This window comes from Lactonifactor longoviformis DSM 17459 (genome assembly GCF_900129135.1).
Lineage (GTDB): Bacteria > Bacillota > Clostridia > Lachnospirales > Lachnospiraceae > Lactonifactor > Lactonifactor longoviformis.
Map to the genome: position 1 here is coordinate 51479 of NZ_FQVI01000003.1, position 20534 is coordinate 72012.

The 20534-nt window shown below is 45.0% G+C and carries 16 protein-coding genes, 1 pseudogene and 1 CRISPR repeat array; of the genes and pseudogenes, 16 read left to right on the forward strand and 1 reads right to left on the reverse strand.

Features of this window, described 5'->3' with window-relative positions; genetic code table 11:
* Nucleotides 1–14: 14 nt before the first annotated feature.
* The 11 genes and pseudogenes from BUA56_RS04755 (at nt 15) to BUA56_RS04800 (ending at nt 12106) form a co-directional block, all read left to right on the forward strand.
* A complete protein-coding gene (locus tag BUA56_RS04755; protein WP_072849464.1) occupies nt 15–1151 on the forward strand; it encodes a Gfo/Idh/MocA family protein in 1137 nt (378 codons plus the stop codon).
* Between the two features lie 12 nt (nt 1152–1163).
* Complete coding sequence (locus BUA56_RS04760; RefSeq protein WP_072849465.1) at nt 1164–2231, forward strand: zinc-dependent alcohol dehydrogenase; 1068 nt, start codon at nt 1164–1166, stop codon at nt 2229–2231.
* A 19-nt stretch (nt 2232–2250) separates the two neighbouring features.
* A complete protein-coding gene (locus BUA56_RS04765) occupies nt 2251–3114 on the forward strand; it encodes a transketolase (protein ID WP_072849466.1) in 864 nt (287 codons plus the stop codon).
* Nucleotides 3115–4062, forward strand: a complete 948-nt coding sequence (locus tag BUA56_RS04770) for a transketolase family protein (RefSeq protein ID WP_072849467.1) — start codon at nt 3115–3117, stop codon at nt 4060–4062.
* Nucleotides 4063–4079: 17 nt separating this feature from the next.
* Nucleotides 4080–5234 (forward strand): iron-containing alcohol dehydrogenase, encoded by a 1155-nt coding sequence (locus BUA56_RS04775; RefSeq protein ID WP_072849469.1) that lies wholly within the window; start codon nt 4080–4082, stop codon nt 5232–5234.
* Nucleotides 5235–5362: 128 nt separating this feature from the next.
* On the forward strand, nt 5363–6838 hold the full coding sequence (locus BUA56_RS04780) for a sigma-54 interaction domain-containing protein (protein WP_072849471.1): 1476 nt from the start codon (nt 5363–5365) through the stop codon (nt 6836–6838).
* Between the two features lie 213 nt (nt 6839–7051).
* On the forward strand, nt 7052–8458 hold the full coding sequence (locus tag BUA56_RS04785; protein ID WP_072849766.1) for a trimethylamine methyltransferase family protein: 1407 nt from the start codon (nt 7052–7054) through the stop codon (nt 8456–8458).
* A gap of 26 nt (nt 8459–8484) precedes the next feature.
* The gene (locus tag BUA56_RS04790) at nt 8485–9720 is read left to right on the forward strand and encodes an MFS transporter (protein ID WP_072849473.1); all 1236 of its coding nucleotides are present in this window, start codon (nt 8485–8487) and stop codon (nt 9718–9720) included.
* A 96-nt stretch (nt 9721–9816) separates the two neighbouring features.
* A complete protein-coding gene (locus BUA56_RS23845) occupies nt 9817–10332 on the forward strand; it encodes a DNA glycosylase AlkZ-like family protein (protein WP_242975713.1) in 516 nt (171 codons plus the stop codon).
* Nucleotides 10328–10896, forward strand: a pseudogene (locus tag BUA56_RS23850) (DNA glycosylase AlkZ-like family protein). The gene BUA56_RS23845 and the pseudogene BUA56_RS23850 overlap by 5 nt, the downstream one beginning before the upstream one ends.
* Before the next feature lie 628 nt (nt 10897–11524).
* Nucleotides 11525–12106 carry a DUF1989 domain-containing protein gene (locus BUA56_RS04800; RefSeq protein WP_072849475.1) on the forward strand — a complete coding sequence of 194 codons (582 nt, stop codon included), beginning with the start codon at nt 11525–11527 and terminating at the stop codon, nt 12104–12106.
* Between the two features lie 33 nt (nt 12107–12139).
* Here BUA56_RS04800 and BUA56_RS04805 read toward each other — a convergent pair whose 3' ends face one another.
* Entirely contained in the window at nt 12140–12724 is a 585-nt protein-coding gene (locus tag BUA56_RS04805) for a LysE family transporter (protein WP_072849476.1), read from the reverse strand.
* A 114-nt stretch (nt 12725–12838) separates the two neighbouring features.
* Between BUA56_RS04805 and BUA56_RS04810 the strand changes: the two genes are divergently transcribed.
* The 5 genes from BUA56_RS04810 to BUA56_RS04830 all read left to right on the forward strand — a co-directional run bounded on the left by BUA56_RS04810 (nt 12839) and on the right by BUA56_RS04830 (nt 20497).
* Nucleotides 12839–13390: a helix-turn-helix domain-containing protein gene (locus BUA56_RS04810; protein ID WP_072849477.1), complete on the forward strand. Its 552-nt coding sequence runs from the start codon at nt 12839–12841 to the stop codon at nt 13388–13390.
* Nucleotides 13391–14065: 675 nt separating this feature from the next.
* The gene (gene rsxC, locus BUA56_RS04815) at nt 14066–16030 is read left to right on the forward strand and encodes an electron transport complex subunit RsxC (protein ID WP_072849478.1); all 1965 of its coding nucleotides are present in this window, start codon (nt 14066–14068) and stop codon (nt 16028–16030) included.
* A 1-nt stretch (nt 16031) separates the two neighbouring features.
* A complete protein-coding gene (locus BUA56_RS04820; protein WP_072849480.1) occupies nt 16032–16670 on the forward strand; it encodes a methylenetetrahydrofolate reductase C-terminal domain-containing protein in 639 nt (212 codons plus the stop codon).
* A 93-nt stretch (nt 16671–16763) separates the two neighbouring features.
* Nucleotides 16764–17642: a methylenetetrahydrofolate reductase gene (locus tag BUA56_RS04825; protein WP_072849481.1), complete on the forward strand. Its 879-nt coding sequence runs from the start codon at nt 16764–16766 to the stop codon at nt 17640–17642.
* A gap of 443 nt (nt 17643–18085) precedes the next feature.
* Nucleotides 18086–19332: a CRISPR direct-repeat array (repeat unit 33 nt; unit sequence GTCACTGTCCGTGAGGGCAGTGTGGATTGAAAT).
* A 367-nt stretch (nt 19333–19699) separates the two neighbouring features.
* Nucleotides 19700–20497, forward strand: a complete 798-nt coding sequence (locus BUA56_RS04830; RefSeq protein WP_072849482.1) for a gluconate 5-dehydrogenase — start codon at nt 19700–19702, stop codon at nt 20495–20497.
* Nucleotides 20498–20534 lie beyond the last annotated feature (37 nt).

Below are 20534 nucleotides of genomic sequence, written 5' to 3' on the forward strand. Positions count from 1 at the left end.
GGAGGATGAAAAAAATGGTGAGAGAATTAAAGTATGGTATGGTAGGCGGAGATTTGAAAGCGTTAATTGGGGAATGCCACCGCAAGGCGCTGGGTTTGGATCCCAGGGCAAAGCTTGTATGCGGATGCTTTTCTGCCGTCGATGAGCTGAATGATGAGTGCGCAGAAGCCTACCATGTTGATAAAGCCAGAGTTTACTATGATGCTGAAAAAATGGCGGAGGCGGAGGCCGGGAAGATTGATTTCGTCTCCATCTGCACTCCAAATTTTGTACACTACTCAGTGGCGAAGACATTTCTTGAGCATGGCATCAACGTAGTCTGTGAAAAACCTCTGACGCTGAAGGTTGAGGAGGCGGAAGAACTGTCCAGACTGGCAAAGGAAAAAAATCTGGTATTTGCAGTGGATTACTGTTATTCCGGGTATGTTATGTGCAAGGTTATGAAGCAGATGATTGCCAGAGGCGATATCGGCGAGATCATTTCTGTGAATGCAGATTATATGGAGGGATGTTTTCTGGAACTCCTCTCTGAGAAGGAACAGGTTAACTCCAGAATCTGGCGCACAGACCCCAAATACAGCGGTATCTCCAATACCTGTGCGGACGACGGGACACATGTAGAGCATCTGGTGCACTATGTAACCGGACTGAAGATTAAGAGACTTTTGGCAACCGCAGATACGTTCGGCAAGAAGCTGGATCTGAATGACAATATTATTCTCGAATATGAAAACGGTGCACATGGCGCATATTGGTTTTCTCAGGTTGCGTGCGGATCCCCTAATGAGATTAATCTGCGCATTTACGGAACCAAGGGATCTCTTGAATGGCATCAGACCAGACCGGATGAAGTCCGTTTTGCAAGGGCGGGTGAGGCAGCCCAGCTGCTCTGCAGGGCAGGGGACGGCATCGATGTGCCGGCCGGCAGTCTGGCGCGGGTTCCTTTCGGGCATCCTGAGGGATATTATATTGCAATTGCAAATATTTACAGGAATGTTATTGATACAATTCTGAAGCTGAAAAACGGTGAGACACCTACTGAGGAGGATTTGGACTTCCCGGATGTGGAGACTGGCGTCAGCGGCGTAAAATTCTATTACGCAGTTATGGAAAGTGCACAGAACAATTCAAAATGGGTTGATGTAGAGTAGGAGGGAAGCAAAATGGCTGACACACAGAAAGCTATTATTTATAAAGGACCGGGAGAGTTTGCATATGAAGATCGTCCGGTCCCGGAAGTGGAACACGGGGATGACGTCAAGATTAAAGTATATGGCTGTGCCGTCTGCGGCACAGATGTAAATATCTTTGCTACACCCCAGAAGCACCCCTGTAAAAAGGATATAATTTTCGGTCATGAGTTTTGCGGCGAGGTTGCAGCTGTGGGAGCGCAGGTTACGAATTTGGAGCCTGGGGATAAGGTTATCATAGATCCCCACGGTCCCTGCGGCCACTGTGACAATTGCCTGGCAGGACTTCCTGAGGCCTGCGATGAGGTATTCCTTGGTCCGGACTCCGGCTTTGACGGCCAGGCACTGACCATGGGGGTATTCGCTGACGGCGGCCTGACAAACTATGTGGTTCTTCCCCAGAAGTGTGTATACAAAGTAGGGGCAGATGCAAAGCCTGAGTTGATGGGTATGGCGGAACCTCTGGCCGGATGCGGGTATGCTCTGGAAAAGCTGAATGTGCATGTGGGAGATACCGCATGTGTGTTAGGCGCGGGGCCTATCGGTCTGATGTTTACAGCACTTCTCAAGGCAAGCGGGTGCAGAAAGATTATTGTCTCTGAACCCATTGAATACCGCCGGAAGAAAGCGCTGGAAGTAGGAGCAACCTGCGTGGTGAACCCGGAGCAGGAGGACGTTGGGAAAATAGTGCTGGAAGAGACGGAGAATCTTGGAGTAGATCACTGCATTGAAGCAGTGGGGGGATTAATACCGGACTGTATTGCATATGTACGTCCCCGGGGCAAGGTTCTGCAGTACGGACATGACGAGCTGATACGGCCCGAGATTCCGGTGGGTACACTTCTTAAAAAAGAAGTAGAGATCCACGGCGGGTTCCTTGGAAAATATTACATGAGAAAGGTAGGCCAGATCATTGAAGACGGCGTACTTCCCCTGGAGAAAATCCTGACCCATGTAATTCCTGCATCCAGGTATAAAGAGGCAATTGAGCTGGCATCCAGCTATCAGTGCGGAAAAATATTTGTTTCCATAGATTTTTAGGAAAGGAGCGTTTGAGAAAATGGCTGATAAAAAAGAAATTTTACGCTTACAGGAGCTGGCCCACCAGGCCCGGTATGATCTCTGCAATCTGTGCGGATCCTACGGCGGAAATATTCATATGGGCGGAGACATGTCAATGATCGATGTGCTGACCTGTCTTTTCCAGCATACCATGCGGGTGGCCCCCGAACTGCAGGAGGATCCGGAACGCGACCGTTTTATCCTCAGCAAAGGCCACGGAGCGGCATGCATGTACATTGTTATGGCATTGAAAGGATTTTTCGACTATAAGGAAATCTGTGAGACCTATGGTCAGATAGGCAGTAAATATGGCCAGCATCCGTGCAAAACCAGGCTGCCTATGCTGGAGGCATCCACGGGTTCCCTGGGACATGGGCTGCCCATCAGCGTAGGGCTGGCGGCATCTGCAAGGCAGCGGGGACAGAAACACCGTGTCTTCTGTATGATGGGGGATGGGGAGACTTGTGAGGGTTCTGTCTGGGAGGCAGCTATGGCAGGGAGAGCGCAAAAGCTTGGAAACCTGGTGGCGGTTGTGGATCGCAACAGACAGCTGATGACCAGTTTTTCCGAGGAGTCGGTCATAATGGAACCATATGCAGATAAGTGGCGTGCATTTGGATGGAATGTAATAGAAATAAGAGACGGGAATGATATGAGTCAGATCGTGGAGGCATTTGACGGACTCCCCAAAAGCAGCGGGGAGGTTCCCACCGTAATCATAGCCAATACTGTAAAAGGGAAGTATGTATCTTTTATGGAGCGCCAGATAAAATGGCATGCGGGAAGCTTGAATGAAACGGATTTACAAACAGCTTTAAAAGACCTTGACACGGCTTTGGAAAAGCAGAGAAAGGAGTTATAAATGAAGCAATCATACACACTTGACGAATACAATTCAGCAAGATCTGTGGTAGGAGATACCATAGCGGAGCTTGGGGGAAAAGATAATCGGGTATGGCTACTGACACCGGATATCGGTTTTGGCTGCAAAGATTTCAAGGAAAAGTATCCGGACCGCTTCCTTGACACGGGGATTGCGGAACAGAATGTGGTTGGCATCTCATCTGGGCTGGCTTACGATGGGAACATACCGTTTATTATCGGGATGATGCCCTTTATGAGTATGCGCGCACTGGAACAGGTGCGCACAGATATCTGCTATCCTAACCTTCCGGTGAGAATTATTGCAAATTATGCGGGGCTGACGGGAAATGGCGGATCTACCCATTATGCTATGGAGGATATGGCGCTTTATTCTTCTCTGGTAAATATGACAGTCTGCGCCGCATCCGATCCGGTGCAGCTGCGGCAGATTATAGAGAAAAGTATGACCTATGACGGTCCTCTCTCCATCCGTATTGACCCGGGTAAAGAGAACCGTATCTTATATCCGTCAGATGCGGACTTTGAAATCGGTAAAGGCTTCACAGCGAGAGAGGGCAGGGATATTTCAGTAATTGCCTGCGGGGAAATGGTTGATTACGCACTTCAGCTGCACGATGCGGCAGAAAAAGAGGGGATCAGCGTGCGGGTGATTGATATGTTCACAGTAAAGCCTCTGGATGAAGAAATTGTACGAAAGGCTGCCTCTGAGACTGGCAGAATCATTGTCTGGGAAGATCACCTTATGAAAAATGGGCTGGCCAGTGCGGTTGCGGATGTACTGTGTGACCAGGGGATCCGTGTAAAATCCTTTAAAAGGTTTGGGGTTCCCCAGGTGTACCCTGGATTTGGAAGCGCAGAAGAATTATATCATCAGTATCAATACGATCTTGAGGCAGTTTTGTCCTATCTGAAAAGTCTGTTTTAAGGAAAAGGAGTAATAGTATGAGTGCTTACATGTGGAATACATTTTGTCCGACACTCTTTGGAACGGGTGCGTCCAAAGAGGCCGGAGTGAAAGCCAAAGAACTTGGAATGCACAGAGTTATGGTTTGTACGGAACAAGCGTTATGTGAATTCAAAGTAGCCACCCAGGTGATTGAGGTATTAAAAAATGCAGGGCTGGAGGTTTTTGTATTTGATAAATGCAGGGCGGACGCACCCAGCGATATCTGTGATGAAGGCGCTGCGTTTGTAAGAGAGCATGAAATTGACGGTATCGTGGCAGTGGGCGGCGGCAGTACCTTGGACACCGCTAAGGCCATCGGGATTATCATCAGCCAGAATGGCACGACCATCCGTGACTACTATGGGATTGGGGAAGCAGAACATGAGATAAAGCTGATTACGATCAGCACTACCTCCGGCACAGGCAGTGAGATTTCCCAGTGGGCCGTCATCGGAGATACGGTAACCGGAGCGAAGGAAATGCCCATATACAAGCCAGACATGGCTATCGTGGATCCGGTGCTTACCTATTCCCTCCCTGCAGGCCCTACGGCTGCAACAGGGATGGATGTGCTTGCACACTGTGTGGAGGCAATCACCAACAAAAATTATAATCCTTACGGGTATATTTTCGGAAAAGAGGGAATAAAGCTCACCCTTAAATGGCTGCCTGCTGCGGTAAAAGAGCCTAAAAATGCAGAGGCCAGAGAGATGATGTCTTTGGCGGCTAATCTGGGGGGGATGGCTATCTCGGCCTGCGGGTGTCAAATCGGACACAGCTTCAGTCAGACCTTCGGCGCCCAAAACCATATACCCCACGGTCTGGGCTGCGCCTGGGGACTGCCCGGGGTAATGATTTATACAGCAAAATACGGTGACAGAAAGAACCTTGAGGCTGTGGCGGATGCCATGGAGACTGCATATACACAGGATACAGATACCATGCAGCTGGCTGAGGCCCTGGCGGAGAGAGTCGTTCAGCTGATGAAAGAACTGAAGATTCCATCCATCCGTGATTCTGGATATTCTCTGGAAGACTGCCTGTCTGCAGCGGATAGATTTGCCCATGACGGTGCCTTTGGAAATTCACCGGGCAATCCGGGAAGAAAAGAGATCGAAGCGTATATTGCATTTACTTATGATGTGTACTAATTGCATGAATTGTAATTGCTATAGTCTCTGCTGCTGATGGAGTTATAAAAAACTCTTCCCACATTTTGCATATATGCTATAATTAAATCTGTCAGATACAGGTGTGTCAAGTCAGAGGAGGATTATGCATGATTGGGTACAAAGAGTTGATCCTGGAAACCGGTATTTGTTTTGACGTTTTCGACCAGATGCAGGATGAAATATTGTTTTTTGATGTAAATGCAAATTTAGTATATTTGAATCAATCTGCGGAGCGCTCGGAGGGATATACCTTAAAAGAATCATATGGGAGGTCTCTTTTTGAGCTTTATGACTTCCAAAATGATGTCAGAAAGGACACAAGCCCGGCCTATATAGCTTTGACGGAAAAGCGTCCGGTCCGTGATATGATCTGTGTATATTATACCGGAGGGCTGAAAAAGACAAAAACCATTGATTCTACACCAATCTATAAGGGCGGAGAACTTATAGGGGCTTTTAATATTCAGCGTGACTTAACTCAGCTTTCCAATATGATTGACGAGAACCTGGAGCTGCAGAGTAAAATTAACCGGCACCGGTCATGCCAGAACGGAAGGGACGCTGCTCCCTTTGCAGACCTTATAGGCAGCAGTGAAACCTTCCGGTACAGCTTAACGCTGGCAAGAAAGGCGGCCAAAACGGACTCCTCTGTACTGCTGATTGGGGAGGATGGCTGTGGAAAAAATACGTTTGCCCGGTCTATTCATGAAAGCAGTTCCCGGTCTGACGGGCCTTTCCTTTCCATCAATTGTGCATCTATTCCAGAGAACTTACTGGAGGGTTTGCTGTTTGGCACACAGAATAAGCATTATCCCGGTCCGGACTCGGAAGGCATTCTTCGTCAGGCCAGCGGCGGAACTCTTTATCTGGAAAATGTAACGTACCTGTCTCCCGGGATACAAATGAAGCTGCTGCATGTTCTTGAGGAGCATATGTTTATAAGGCCGAACGGAAGTGAGGCTATTCCGGTCAATATACGTATCATCTGCAGCAGCAGTGAACCGCCTGCGGAAATGATACGCAACAACCGTCTGCGCATGGAGTTCTTTTACTGTATTTCTGTGGTACAGATTCCCATTCCTTCTCTGGCAGAACGTACAGAAGATATTCCACTGCTGACAAATTACTTTATCAGTGAGTTTAATCGTCGGTTTCATAAAAGGATTCAGGGTGTGGACAGCGAGGTGATGTCATGGTTCAGAATCTATCACTGGCCGGGAAATATCCGCCAGTTTCGCTCCTGTATAGAAGCAGCTATGAATTTGACAGAAGATGGTCATGAGATCCATGCAGATGATCTGCCTGCCAATGTTTTTTATGAGACCCGGACGCCCAGAACACATTTTAATTCCAGCGATGAACCGTCTGGGGCACTGACAGGAGGGGGTGCCGGAAGCGGCGCAGTGAAGCAGGACACGTATTTCAGCAAAAGAAAGCTATATCTGGAAGCCCAGGAAAAAGAGCAGGAGGAGATTATCAAAGCTTTAAAACAAACCAACGGAAATATTTCACAGGCTGCCCGTATCTTGGGGATCAGCAGGCAGCTGATGCATTATAGAATGAAAAAATATCATATAGAATGAATCAAACATTCAGGCCTTCTTTCAGAGAGGGCCTTTTTTGGTGTCAGTACACGTAAAAAAGTGTAAAGGAGAAAAAAAGCGAAAAAACTGTAAAAATAAAATTTTACAATGAATTTTCTGATACTTTCATTGACTGTGTCTAAGGTGATGTGCAATAATACATACAACAAATGAAATCTATTTATACGAGAAAATATAGGAGGGTGTATGATTATGCAGAGATACCAAGCAGTAGATCCAACGGATCTAACCAAAATTCATGAAACGTCTCTAAAAATTCTGGAAGAAGTGGGTGTCATTATGACATATGAACCAGCGTGTGAGCTTCTAGCAAAGCATGGGGCAAAAGTTGACGGTAAAAAGGTGCTGTTTCCCAGGAAACTGGTGGAAGAAAGTTTGAAACTTACTCCTTCCTCCTTCACACTCTATGCGAGGAATCCCGATGGAAATGTTTTATTCAATCTGGAAGATACCCACTACTGCGGCCCCGGAGGTTCCTGCTTTGTTGCGGATCTGGATCACGGCCGCCGCCCAAGTAAAAAAGAGGATTTTATTAACCTGATAAAACTGTATCAATCCATGGATCTTATTGAAATGCATCATGTCCCCTGTGAGATGACAGATGTGGATCCGGCAATCAGAAACAAAGCGGTTGTCTACGAGACCATGAAGTACAGCGACAAACCGCTGATGCCTTTTATGTTTACCTATGAAGAAGCAAAGGAATGCATAGAGATGGCAGCGGCGCCCTTTGGCGGCCTGGAGGCCGTTAAAAATAAAAAACCGGTTCTGCTCGCGGACCCCTGTACAGTAACCCCTCTATGCTATGATGATAAATCCCTGGCTACTCTTATGGCTTTTGCAGAGTATGGTCAGATTCAGCTTATCAATTCGCTGGCAATGGCCGGGGCAACGGCACCTGTAACACTGGCCGGAAACGTTGCAGTACAGAATGCAGAGATACTGGCCGGTATTGTCTTAGCTCAGTGTGTTAATCCCGGAACACCTGTTATTTATTCGGCATCAGGATCTAACGCAAATATGCGTACCTGCTCCTTAACCATAGGTTCTCCGGAATGCGCGTTAATGTCTCTGATTAACGGACAGCTGGCTAAGTTCTATCATCTGCCATGCAGAATCAGCGGCGCAATTACTGACAGCAAATGCTTCGATCCTCAGCTGGGTTATGAATCCATGATGAATCTTATGACTGCCGAAATGGCAGGGGGAAACTTTATCCTGCACGGGGGAGGCATTATGGCCACGTATGATACGGTTTCCTTTGAAAAATCAATGATAGATTATGAGCTCATGGGGCTTGTAAGACGCATACATCGGGGGATAGAAGTAAATGAGGAGACACTAGCTTATGATGTAATCAAAGAGGTTGGACCCCGCGGCCAGTTCCTGACGGAGGAACACACCTATGAACATTTCCGTGACGCACACTATCTCCCATTTATCAGTGACTCTTTAAATGTGGCCCAGTGGGAGGCCGGCGGGAAGAAGACAGTTGCGGAACGGGCAAATGAGAAGTGGAAAAAAATGTTGGAGGAGTATGTGCAGCCTGATTTCCCTGCTGAGCTTGACGCAGAGTTAAGAAAACATCTCATACCGTAAATTATGCTGAATGGAGAGGAGTGCTTATGAAATCATTAGGAAAAGATAAACTGATTGTTTTTATTATACTCAGTGCAACGGTTGCGCTGGCCTATCAGCTCCCGTATATGAAATATACCTTCTATGATCAGATGATGGAGGCGCTGCAAATCAATGATACACAGATGGGAGTTCTGGGTACCTGCCTGACCCTGGTTAACACCTTGTGTTATCCTATCGGCGGCTTTTTTGCGGATCGTTTTCCAATGAAAAAGCTTATCTGCATTACTTTGGCTGCCTTTGCTCTTTTGACAGGACTCTTTGCATTTACAACGAATTACATTGTTTTAATTGGAATTCATGTATTATATGGGTTTTTCGGTATTGCAACCTTATGGTCGGCCTACCTTTCCGGTATTCGGAGCCTTGGGGACGAGGAGTCCCAGAGTGCAATCTTTGGAAGCAGTGAATCCACACGCGGAATTCTCCAGACGATTACGTCCTTTCTCTTTCTTGGGATTATGAATGTTGCTGCTACGCCTGTTCTTGGATTTCGGTTTGTCATGATTGCAGGTGCGGCAATTACAGGACTCTTCCTGGTTCTTGCTCTGATTTTCCTGCCTGCGGAGACCGCGGCGGAACAGGAAAGGGAGAAAGAAGAAAAGATTCCCCTGAAAGAGGTGTTAACCAATAAGGGGGTATGGATTACCATTTGGGTTATTATGTGTTCTTACGTTTCCTGGACATTGGGAAATGGATATCTGACTACTTATACAGTTCGGGTTCTTGGCATTTCCTCTTCCTTAGCATCCACCATTGGAATCGTAAGAAGCTATGTCATTGTACTGGCGGCGGGCTTTATTGGAGGATGGATACTGGATAAGTTTACCTATAAGGGAAAGGGATTCATGGTTTTCCTGTCTGTTACAGTGGTCACTACACTGGCAGTGATGTGCACAAGTAAGGTAGTTCCTATCTGTATCGGACTTACGCTGTTTCTCGCTTTAATGGCTAATATTATGAAATCAACCTATTGGAGCATAATGGGGCAGGCAGGGATTCCCTTGAAAATGACCGCAATTGCCACAGGGGTGATTTCCTTTATTGCATTTATCCCTGATTTTATCGTGCCGACGATTTGCGGGATATGGCTGGATGCTGCAATAGAAGCTGGGAATATCGCATCAGGTTTTAATAAGATATTTATACTGCTGATTGCATTTTCGGCGGTGGGGATAGTTGGGGCTGCATTGCTGGTGAGGCAGACAAAATCGCATTCCTAAGGCTGTATCTTAAAACTTACGAATGCTTCTCTGTTTTTTCGGTTTAGTTTAGAAATTATAAGGTGAAACACAATATGCAGGGAAAGGAAGTATCATATGGCAGAGGCAAGTGTGGAGCAGATAAGAAATTACAGGCTGGGCTCCCATCATCTGGATGCTGAATATAGAGAGGGAGACATTATCCGGCTTGCTGGGTCATGCGGGCTGCAGAATACCCCGCCAGGCGCATGGGAGACGGCTCTTTACAACCGGGTTCCGGGCTGCAGTTTCCAGAAGATGGAGTCTCTGCTGTACAAAGAGAAATCGTTTCTCCAGGCATGGAGCCTGAGAGGAGCGCCCTTTGTATTCCCTGAGGAGGAAAGCGATGTTTTTTTGTCTGCACTTATTCCTGAGGGCGATGAGCCATGGATTTACAGTCAGGGGATTTCGCTGGCCTTGAACTTTCTGCAGATACCTTTTGAAGAATTGTTTTCTATATTAAAACAGGTTATGCCCAAGCTGGACGGGGAGATTATTGTGAGCAAAACTGCCTTAGATCAAACTCTGGCAGACTGGATGCTGCCCCTGTGCCTTCAGCGGACTGGCAGTCTTTGGAGAGCGAAAGGGAATTAGCCAGGAGTTTACCTCTTATAAAAGTTGGATGGGCCATGATACGAAAGCCTGCAAGGAGCCTCAAAAACAGCTGGTGCGCAAATTTGTTCACTGTTATGGACCGGCAACTGCAGACAGGTTCGCAGACTGGCTCGGGTGCTCCGGAAAACAGGGAAGACGTATGTGGAATCTGATTGCAGAGGAATTAGAGCCAGTTACCGTATCCGGGAAAAAGCCTTTATATTATCTGCTGACAGAGAACGGCTTTTCTCACAGGCGGACTGCAAAAGAGAATTGCTTCTTCTGGGAGGTCATGATCCATTTCTGGACCAGCGTGACCGAAGTGTATTGCTGCAGGATAAATTTCTGCACAGGGAAATATGGAAAACCACAACAAATCCAGGGGCTATTTTGTACCGGGGAGAAATTATTGGCAACTGGACCAGTAAGAAGAAGAGCAGGGGAATGGAGATTACAATGAATCTTTGGAAGATTTTGCAGGATAAACAAAAACTTTGCACTCTCGCGGAACAATATGCTGCCTTCCGGCAGCAGAAACTAGTGAACCTTCATATTAATAGCTGATATACCGCATGCTACTTCTGTATTTTCCCCAGGATATCATCTCCGTACAACAGCTGTCATCCAGGGGCTGGTCTGCATCATTAATATAAACCAGACCAGCCCTTATCTCCGGGCAGACCAATGATGCGAGACACAAGACCCCAACGAGGAGTAACATGGTCAGCAGAATGACCCATATCCAAACTGGTATTTTTCGTTTCTTCACCATTTTTCACCACACCGTAGTTGATAGGATCACTATATCAAAATGCGGATCTGGGAGCAATGGCTGATTCTCTTTATGCGTATCCCAAGTACTATAGCCATTTAATCCCAAAGGTAGCCTATCTCTCCGGAGATTCTGACAAGTGTTATTCTTTCCTCTAAATGCGATTCTATATCATCTACTGCTTCTTGTATGTATCTATGTTTGTATTCATATTCTCCTCATCTACTCATTGTATGGCAGTCCGGACTTTATTTTTTTATATTTCTTTCTGTTCCAAGTTATTGCTTTGAGGGTTTGTCCATTCACAGCATTGACGGTTTCTTCTGAGTTTGTTATGTTTTAGATGTGACTGTATGGGGCCAAGGTGTCTCATAGTTTATCAAATAGGCAAACAGTAATTCGGAATATAAGGAGGTAACTATGGTACAGGAATATATTATAAACGCTTGCAGTGGCCAGGCTATTGAGGTAGTAAGCGGGCAGACCATAACGATTATTGATATAGAAGGCGGGCAAGTTGTTGACTTTTTTGCTGAGCTTTCAGATAACCCCAACGAGTTTTTGTCAACTGGTGTTACGATTGACTGCAATGAGTCTTTGAGATTAAAAGTGGGGGATTATATTTATTCTAATCTTTATCGTCCATTATTAAAAGTGTTATCCGATGATGTTGGAGAACATGATTTACTGCACCCTTGCTGCCGACCGGAGATGTATGAATTTTTTTACCATAATGGAAAAGGGCATCCCAATTGCCTGGATAACATAAACAAAAGTTTAGAAGAGACAAGGCAGATTATTCATCCTGTAAATCTATTTATGTACACAAAAGTAGATATGAATGGAGCTATAGAGGTCAAAAGTCCCCTGTCAAAAGCAGGAGACAAAGTGGTTTTACAGGCAGAAATGGATATGCGTTTAGGGATAGCTGCCTGTAGTGTATCGGAAAGTGACTGCAATAGCAGAAAATGCACGCCCATAAGGATAGTTGTTGCGGATTAAAGAAGCTCTATACGCCAAGCTTATTATAGATATTTAGGAACCGAAGAGCGAGAATGCGCAGTAGACCAGCAGTAAGGCCATAACAGTGTTGACTATGCGGGCATGTCTGGAGAACAGCCATTTAAATCCGGATCCAAAAGCTGACCACAGTAGTGTAAATACAAAACCAATCAAGGCAAGCAGCAAGGCAAAACCCATAAGAGGCAGCGTCTGTCCGGCATAATACGGAAGAATATAAGCCTCCATTGACATTATACAGTAGATATAGATTTTTGGATTAATAAATTGCAGAAGTAAACCAGGGACAAAACCGTCGTGGGAATGAGACGCTTCCACAGAAGCAGAGCTGCGGAAGGTTTCCCAGGCAAGATATAACATATAGCAGGCCCCTGCCAGAAGCATAGGCAGTTTGATTCTGGGGATGAAGGAGGAGAGCAGACTGCAGAAGGCTGTACATAATAGCATCACGAGAGAAAAACCTGTCAGAATTCCCAGATTAAAGGGCAATGCACCGCGAAATCCCTTCCGGATTCCATTTGACATAGACATAATATTATTAGGGCCTGGTGTTACGGCAGTAATTACGGCATAGGTAAGAAAAGAAAACCAGGGAAACATCATTGACCTCCTTAATTATGGTGTGATAAGATAATGGAAAATAGTATAATATATAAGAATTCTTTTATATTGTACTTTAAGTTTATTATAATGTCAAGGAGATGAAGAGCATATATGGATGTCACTAAGATTGTAGCGGCAAATGTAAAGGATATAAGGGAAAAAAAGAAACTGACATTGGATGCAGCTGCTGAGACCACAGGGGTTTCCCGCAGTATGCTGGCGCAGATTGAAAAAGGGGATGTAAACCCTACGATATCAGTTCTATGGAAGATTGCCAATGGCTACAAGGTTTCATTTACTTCACTGGTGGAGGGACCGGAAGAACCTGCTGTTATGATAAAGAGGATGGCGGCTGCACCATTAGCAGAAGATGACGGGCGCTATCTTAATTACCCTGTTTTTGGATTCGACGAGCAGAAGTTATTTGAGAGCTACCGAATTGTTATAAAGCCGGGGGGAAGGCTTTCGGCACAGCCCCATATGACGGGAGCAGAAGAATATATTACGGTATTCTATGGGAAAGTTATTATTTCGGTAGAGGAAGAGACATACCATTTGGAGCAGGGAGATTCTATACGGTTCCTTGCAGATGTATCACATTCTTATGAAAATGTGGGGGAAGAGGAAGCCGGTTTAAGCATGCTGATTTACTATAATAAGTAAGGGGCAGAGAATGAGAGCGGAGGTATTTCAAATATATAAGGGTGTCAAAGGATATATATCACTAAAGCGATCCATTGATAAGTATGTTACTTCTTTTTCTTTGGTTTTCGGTTAAGTTTCAATGTGATAGATTGGTTTTGGGCTGTTTCATAACTTCCCTGCAGTCTTCTAAATCCAGAAGATGAACGGCCAGGCAAAATAAGTTTTTTTGTCTTTATTATTTCGATTAGGACAGTGGCATTCGTATTGGGATTCGCGCTCCTGAAGGCGGCTGCAGCAAGTGCAAATAGTCTGTCCTCGGGACAGTATAATGTACTAAAAATTCTATTTGCTTAAACTTTTTCACTTATCAGGTGAAAGTAGAAAGTATTATAAAATACAGCAATTTTGGGGGATATGGAGCAGTAGCATGAAATATTAGGAATAATGCCGGTGAAGAATAGATAATAGGGCTCTTATATGTTATAATGGCATAAGACATTGCGGCATGAAATATTATGAATAATGTAGGTTTAGAATAGATAATACAAACATTATGTGTTATAATATGTGTTAATTACGGACGTAAATTATCTGCCTGTTGTTATTCTTTCATTAAAGTACAGAGAATGGAAAAATAACATAATCAGATAAGCTTTAGGTCTGTAAATTAATATCATTAAGGAAGGTGAGCAATTGGAAAACTATACCAAGTATAAGCTAAAGGGGAACGACGAGCTGGCTGCGTTACTGGCTGATAAAGATAAACTGTTCGTCATTGCCTGCAACAAATGCTTCAAGGAATTTGAGACCATTGACGAACCAGATTGCGGTGAATTTGAAAAAATCGCCGCGGAACATGGAAAAACAATCACAGGAAGCGCAAAGGTCGATTTTTTGTGCAACAAAACCCAGACTGAGAAAAAGTTACAGGATATGATTCCCGAAGGCACGGAGCATATTTTTGTAATCTCTTGCGGCTTGGGTATCCAGACAGTTGCAGACGGGGCAAAAGTACCTGTATATGCGGCAAGCAATACATTGAACTATACAGGACATCACGGTATGGCGCTGACTAAAAAGCGCTGTGACGCATGTGCTCAGTGCTACCTGAATATAACCGGAGGAGTTTGTCCGATCGTTGACTGCTCCAAAAGTCTGGTCAATGGACAGTGCGGGGGCGCGAAGAATGGGAAATGTGAAGTAGATCCGGACAAAGATTGTGCCTGGGAAAAAATCAATAGTAAATTGGAGAAGCAGGGACGTCTTGAGGAATTTTTGAATCAGCCGGTTCAGTTACGTGACTATTCAAAAGTTAATTTTAATGTTATTAATGAATATGTAAAATCTATTCGTGAGGAGAGATTTGCAGGCTATTATGGCGGTGTTCATCCATCCGAACGCAAAGGGTTCAGTGAGCATATTGCACTGGAAAGATTTCCGGAACCGAAAACGGTTGTTATTTCCATGTCACAACATTTAGGGGCTCCGGCAAATCCTATTGTACAAGTGGGTGATACAGTGAAGGTCGGACAAAAGATCGCTGAAGCTGCAGGCTTTATCAGTGCTCCTGTCCATTCCAGTGTCAGCGGAACTGTTGTCGCAATTGAACCGCGCCTGCATGCTACAAGAGGCAGCGAAGTTATGGCTGTTGTAATTGAATCAGATGGAAAAAATACTCTGTACGAATCAGTAAAACCGAATAAAGATTTAGAAGACCTTACGCCGGATGAAATCATCGAGATTGTTCGGGAGGCCGGAATTGTAGGTATGGGAGGTGCCGGATTCCCGACATCTGTCAAATTGAAACCGAACAAGCCAATCGAAGCTATCCTGCTCAACGGCTGTGAATGTGAACCGCTTTTGACAGCAGACCACAGAGTGCTTCTGGAGTTTGCAGATGATATTATTTACGGCCTTAAGGCAATGATTAAAACAGTTGATGCCCAGAAAGGTATTATTGTTATTGAGGATAATAAGCCGGATGCCGTTGAACTTATGGAAGCCAAAATTGCCGACTGTGACAATATAGAAGTAGTAGTGGCTAAGACAAAATACCCCCAGGGTGCTGAAAAAATGCTGATTAAGCATATTATGGGAAGACAGGTGCCGCGCGGCGGCCTGCCGGCAGATGTAGGGGTTGTAGTTAGTAACATCAGCACGGTAAAGGCTGTTTCTGATGCGATTCAGAAGGGTATGCCGCTCATTGAGCGTGTTGCCACCATAACCGGCGAAAAGATTAAGAAGCCCGGCAATTATATCGTAAAGATTGGTACGAATGTAAAAGAGCTTATCGATTATTGCGGCGGATTCACAGATGATGATGTTATGGTTAAGATGGGCGGACCAATGATGGGATTTGCTCTTTCAGATTTGAATGTACCTATGATGAAAGGCTCCAATGGAATCATTGCGATTGATACGGATCAGACACAGGAAATGTCTTGTATCAAATGCGGACGCTGTGTGGACGTGTGTCCGATGGAGCTTGCCCCGCTGTATTATGCAAAACTTGCGGATGAGCAGAAATGGCAGGATATGCGTGACAGAGATGTCATGGATTGTATTGAGTGCAGGAGCTGTGAATATATATGTTCCTCCAAGATTCCATTAGTCAGCAAAATTAAGGCTGGAAAAAATGCGATAAGGGAGATGAAGTGATATGTTAATTACCCAATTAAAAGCAAAGGAAACTATCGTATCACTGGTGGGCGGAAAGAAAGTTTTTATCATTAACTGCCAGGGATGCAAAGAAGTTCATTTCCCGGAAAAAGAAGCCGCAGAATTCCAGAAAGAGCTGGCGGATGACGGGAATGTGACCGGAATTATTACAACTGACTATATTTGTAATCCGGAAAATATGAAGCTGCGGCTTCAGAAACATATGAGTGCGATTGAGGCTGCAGATGTAGTGCTGGTATTCTCCTGCGGCGTCGGTGTACAGACAATTGCCGAGTACCTGGAGGACAAAAAGGTATGTGCAGCATGTGATACATATCCATTGCCGGGATTCCAAGGTGTAACACCCTTAGAATATGATTGTGATCAGTGCGGAGAATGTTATCTGAACATCACTGGCGGAATCTGCCCGATTACCGCTTGCTCTAAAAGCCTGGTCAACGGACCATGCGGCGGTACCAAAAACGGCAAATGCGAAGTGGACGGAGATATGGAATGCGGCTGGGAGCGTATTTACAGACGCCTTGCACAGCTTGGACGTCAGGATGCACTGAAATGTCCGGTACAGGTACGCAATTACGCAACCGATGATGAAGTGTCTAAGCAAACAGAGAACTGTTAAAATTCATGTGACTATTCAGCGGGTAGTATCCCGCGTGGTAACTATGATGGGACTGAATGGTTGCAAATTTATAATGATTAGGAGTAAGGGAGAATGAATATTACTGAATTATTTCAACGTGGTGAATTTGTAGTTTCTGCAGAAGTAGGACCGCCGAAAGGAACCAATATTGACCATCTTGTAGAAGAAGCAAAGACTTATCTGACCGGGGTTACAGCGGTGAACGTAACAGATAACCAGTCTTCCGTTATGCGTCTGGGCTCTCTGGCGACATGTAAGGTACTGAAGGATGAAGGACTAACACCAATCTATCAGTTGACTTGCCGTGACAGAAACCGTATCGCACTGCAGTCAGATCTTTTGAGCGCTGCTATGTTAGGAATTGAAAATCTGCTTCTCTTAACCGGTGATCATACCAAGATGGGAGATCATCCTCAGGCGAAACCTGTTTTTGACCTGGATTCTGTTTCCCTGATTCATACAGTAAAAACGCTGGAATCAGGCTATGACCTTGGCGGAAATGAGCTGGTGGGCGAACCGCCCAAGTTTGCAAAAGGTGCAGTAGTATCACCATGCAGTGATTCTGTTGACGCACAGCTTGCAAAGATGGAACGAAAAGTAATGGCTGGCGCTGACTATTTCCAGACGCAGGCAGTTTATGAACCTGAAAAATTCATTGAATTTATGGAAAAAGCAAAACAGTTCGGAAAACCTGTTCAGCTGGGTATTGTAATTCCGAAATCTGTGGGAATGGCAAGATTCATGAATGCAAATGTTGCAGGTATCCATGTTCCGGAATCAATGATCGACGAACTGAAGGCCGATAAGGAAAAAACAAAAGCAGGTATCACTGGTGTAGAGATCGCTGCACGTATTATTAAAGAATGTAAACCATACTGTCAGGGTGTACATATCATGGCATTAGGCTGGGAATCTAAAATACCGGATCTTCTTAAGCTGGCCGGAATTTAATATTCTAAGGACTGTCAGTTAATACGGAGTTTTAGTCCTTGTAGCATATAATAAGAACATTCCGGCAGGGATCAGGAGTAGTTATACTTGATTTTCCTGCGGGAGTGTTCTTTTTCTTTCAACTAAAAATATCCTGACGATGGGAATGTGATAAAAACAATGGCTCTAATTTATAAGGGCACTGCCAAAGTTCTATGAAGAATACCAAGAACTTGAGAATGTTGAGAAGCTACTGTATATTTATCAGGAAAGTAGAATGCAGTTAATCTTTCACATTGTTTGGTGCGAATGCCAAGTGAACATAAAAATCCTGGGAGATTCGCACTAAGATAATTGGAAAAAAGTTAACATAAAGTGCTTAAAAGGTTAAGGGTAAACATTAATATTGTTTGGTATGCACATATATATGTGAGAGAATGGGTATAATTTGGTACATTTTTGCTGTCACTGTCCGTGAGGGCAGTGTGGATTGAAATAAGACGGGGTGCGGGGCCCCGACGTAAGGGCCGGCGGTCACTGTCCGTGAGGGCAGTGTGGATTGAAATACCTCATTCCTAATCCATATTACACCGCTTCCCGGTCACTGTCCGTGAGGGCAGTGTGGATTGAAATAATGTTGATGTGGATTATCTGCTTAGTGGTGTAAAGTCACTGTCCGTGAGGGCAGTGTGGATTGAAATTATGATTGCGGCATTGGTTGACTATACAGGAGAAAGTCACTGTCCGTGAGGGCAGTGTGGATTGAAATTATCAGTTCCTCTGACAGCTCGGTATATCTCCCGTCACTGTCCGTGAGGGCAGTGTGGATTGAAATGCCGGGATCGGAGTCACCAGTAATGGTATGAAAGGTCACTGTCCGTGAGGGCAGTGTGGATTGAAATAATGGCATCGAAAATATTACGAGCCTGGACAATTGTCACTGTCCGTGAGGGCAGTGTGGATTGAAATTATTATGTGCAAATAGTTAGATGGGAGGTGGTAAACGTCACTGTCCGTGAGGGCAGTGTGGATTGAAATTCCGCTTGCCCGGTATTAAGTTAATCTCTTAACTTGTCACTGTCCGTGAGGGCAGTGTGGATTGAAATTGGATTCAACCGATATCAATCACAGAATATCCTGGTCACTGTCCGTGAGGGCAGTGTGGATTGAAATTTGAGACGGTTTAATACACTAGCTGCTTCATCCAGTCACTGTCCGTGAGGGCAGTGTGGATTGAAATCATTAAAACTTTTGTCATCTCTAGCAATTCGTTCGTCACTGTCCGTGAGGGCAGTGTGGATTGAAATTGCAGAAGATACCAAATCGTGCTGTTGAGTGGGTTGTCACTGTCCGTGAGGGCAGTGTGGATTGAAATATGACCATATACAGAGAATGGGAGGCGGGTGAGGGTCACTGTCCGTGAGGGCAGTGTGGATTGAAATAACAACTTTGAAGATCGGGATTACAGCCACGATGAAGTCACTGTCCGTGAGGGCAGTGTGGATTGAAATCCCAGTTCATAGATATTGTTCAAGCGCACATCACGTCACTGTCCGTGAGGGCAGTGTGGATTGAAATACATTGTACCATGGGTTTATTTCCGTTCCATATGTCACTGTCTGTGAGGGCAGTGTGGATTGAAATTTTTGAATCTGAACGATGTTGTCAACACCAAGATGCCGCTGTCCGTGAGGGCGGTGTGAATTGAAATTTGTTCGTCCTGAATATAGGTTCTAAAAACATTTTTATAAGCTCCTTAAAAAGTAATTTAATAATAAAGACAGAGGAAGCTGAATCCTCTGAACGGCGCATTAAGAGCTGGTATCATAAGTATGATACTGGCTTTTTTTGATGGAAAAATGCACAAAGAAACATAAATATCTGGATACCCGGAAGCAAAAAACAACGTATATTGATGTGAATTTAGAGAAATATGCAGTAAAAGTACTAAATAAAAGGCTAAATACTCCCAAAAAAGTGAAAAAGTATACAGTCAGAATTAAAAAGTGAAAGAGACAAAAATTAAAAAGTGTTAGGATTACACCATAAGAAAACAATACGGGACGGAGGAGAGTTAGATGAGAGAGGATAGATTCTCTTTAGATGGAAAAGTAGCCCTGGTTACAGGGGGTGCTTATGGAATTGGGTTTGCTATGGCGCGTGCATTAGCGGAGGCAGGAGCGAAGATCGCTTTTAACTGCAGGAGCAGAGAGCACAGGGATCAGGCACTGGAAGAATATAAACAGATTGGGATCACGGCCCAGGGATATCTCTGTGACGTAACACAGGAGGAGGAAGTTCGTACCATGACTGCAGAGATCGCAAAGACTCTGGGGACGGTAGATATACTGGTAAACAATGCAGGAATTATTAAGCGGATCCCAATGCATGAGACTAGTGTAGAGGAATTTCGAAAGGTAGTGGATATAGATTTAAACGCTCCCTTTATTATGGCAAAGGCAGTGATTCCCGGCATGATAAAAAAAGGACACGGCAAAATTATTAATGTGTGTTCTATGATGAGTGAGCTGGGGCGGGAGACCGTGTCTGCATATGCTGCGGCCAAGGGGGGACTGAAGATGCTTACAAAGAACATTGCATCAGAATATGGGGGATACAACATACAGTGCAACGGGATTGGCCCGGGCTATATTGCCACCCCTCAGACAGAACCTCTGAGAAGGCCTCAGGAGAATGGCGAGAGGCATCCTTTTGATCAGTTTATTATCTCCAGAACACCGGCTTCACGGTGGGGCACTCCGGAAGATTTGGCTGGTCCGGCTGTATTTCTGGCATCTTCGGCGTCCGACTTTGTTAACGGACATATTTTGTATGTAGACGGAGGTATCCTGGCATACATCGGAAAGCAGCCGTAAAGGCGGGAGTGTTTGAAATCATGGAAAAGAGGAAAAG